Source organism: Plectonema cf. radiosum LEGE 06105 (assembly GCF_015207665.1).
Classification (GTDB): Bacteria; Cyanobacteriota; Cyanobacteriia; order Cyanobacteriales; family Nostocaceae; genus Rivularia; species Rivularia radiosa_A.
Genome location: NZ_JADEWL010000288.1, coordinates 1 through 2,183 on the forward strand (window position 1 = coordinate 1; position 2,183 = coordinate 2,183).

General features: G+C 42.8%; 2 protein-coding genes. One reads left to right on the forward strand and one right to left on the reverse strand.

Features of this window, described 5'->3' with window-relative positions; genetic code table 11:
- Window positions 1–32: 32 nt before the first annotated feature.
- On the reverse strand, window positions 33–893 hold the full coding sequence (locus IQ247_RS31995; RefSeq protein ID WP_193926214.1) for a tetratricopeptide repeat protein: 861 nt from the start codon (window positions 891–893) through the stop codon (window positions 33–35).
- A gap of 393 nt (window positions 894–1,286) precedes the next feature.
- Here IQ247_RS31995 and patR point away from each other — a divergent pair.
- Window positions 1,287–2,183: heterocyst master regulator PatR (patR, locus tag IQ247_RS32000; RefSeq protein ID WP_193926215.1), on the forward strand; the 897-nt coding region annotated here is incomplete at its 3' end.

Sequence of the window (2,183 nt, forward strand, 5' to 3'; positions counted from 1 at the left end):
TCCCCCCATCCCCCCATCCCCCCTTCCATTCCTCACTCTGACTTGGGTGAAGGTGAAGCAGACGGAGTTGGAGTAGGAGTGGTGCTAGTTGCTTGTCTATTGATTTCGTCTTTGTATTGGGCTGGTGCTAAAGAAGCTGCTTGGTTAAATAAAGGTTGTGCTTCTTCGGTTTTACCTTGGTCTTTTAAAACCATCGCTTTTGCTAAGACGGGACGAAAATCTTTAGGGTCATTTTTGATTATTTTGTCGTAAGTTGATAAAGCTTGAGCGTACTGTTTCTCCTTGGCATAGATATTACCCAATAAAACTTCAACAGCGGCAGTATCAACGCTGCCCGGCTCAATTTTATTTGCCTTTTGGGCTTTATCTAAACTTTCTTGAAGTAAACCGATCGCAGCTTCAGGGCGTTTTTCCTCTAACAAAAGCGCTACCATACCTTGTAAAGCACTTAAGTCTCCCGGTTTAGTTTCTAAAACTGTGCGGTAAGCTTGAGCGGCTCCTTCTTTATCACCTGTTTGCTGCTTTGCCTGGGCTAAGAGTACAGCGTATCTTGTTTCTTCTGGGTTAAGTTTTGATAACTTTTCTAAAGGTGTAATTACCCCTTTAATGTCTCCTTGTCCTAATCTAAGTAACTGTAGACGATTTTCTAATAAACCGATTAGTGCCGTTTGGTTTTCTGGTTCTCGCAATAAAACTTGTTCGTAACCCCGTACAGCATCTTCCAATTTTGATTTTTGATCTTGATCTGAATTTCCTGTGCTATTAGTGGCGTTACCCGACTGTTGAGAATCATTGAAAGCCGCTATGATAGGAACCATTGACCCTCCCACAAGAGCAATCACAGCTACTATCAGCACAATTTTCACGAACCACCGATTACGACCTTGAGACACTTTCTTCGTCCTTTATTTTGAATGAAATATTTGAATGAAATAATTGTTTCGAGAAATTGACATGATGAAAAATTCTTAAAACTTTACGGAATACCGTGTGTTGCTTGTGAACTTTATAACAAATACCCAACCAAGTTGCCGTATCTCAAATGACGACTTGAGGAGGAATAGTCTGAAATTGTAGCTATGGTATGCTTTTGTTCCTAGTGTAAAAGCGCTAAATTACACCTAATGGTGTTTATTGCGAAACCTCGCAACACCAATATCTCATAGAGTTACTTACTTTCGGGTGTCTGAATCGGAAATATATCCGCCAAGTACCGAAAAAAATGCTCTTGAGAGCAGCCTTTGTAAAGTCCCATATGGGATGTGTCTCCGCCGCAAGGAGTTTTTATGAATTCCGACCTGATGCCGTCTTCTGAATCGTCCGAGTCCTCCGATTTATCTGCTTCTATGGAAGCGCAAAATAACAGCGTGGAGCCATCTTCTAGCGCTGATACTAAAGATAAAGCCCAAATTAACGAAATCGCAAGGCAACAACCAATTCCTCCGCCTTCCGAACCAATGCAGTACCGAGCAATCGGCTTGGTTCGCGGTCGTTATGTTCCTACCAGCGAACAATTTACTCAAGGTGCGTTGGTCACTCCAGATAATATAGAACTTGATGCCGTCCTCTTGGGTCGGATTATGAGTTTGGTCAAAAATCATCTGGATTTAGAAAAAGACCATTTGTGGGTAGTTTATCCACGCACTCGACAAGAAAATGACAATCTTCATCTGCAAATTGTCGGAGTTTGGGAGCCAGAAAAGCTGGCTGTAAACCGCCAAACCAATGAAGAGTCACCAGAATCAACTCAAACTGACACCGCTATAGGGCGATCGCCAACTTCAAGCAAGTCAGAGGATGACTCGTCATCCCCAACATCTGAAGAGCTAGCAGGTGAACTTACACCTTCATCAGAAATTCCAGATGGTGGTTTTTCCGTTCGTGGTGAAGTTGTTTACCAATCTTTTGATGCTGGAAACTTGGTGGTTAAAATCAAGCAAGCACCCCGCAAAACCGACGATAAACCCAAATATTTCAAGTTGAAACTCACGGGTAAGTTAGAAACCAAAGCAGTTGGCAAATTCTGGGATTTCCAAGTCCAGCGAGAAGCAGACCTCTTGATCATAGAAAAGGCTGAATTCATCGCCGATTTACCCAAAAAACGCCGACCTCCCTTTAATAAAGGGGGAGGAGGAGGAAGACCATCTTATCGAGGTGGGGCGGGAGGTAGTAAACCGTATAAC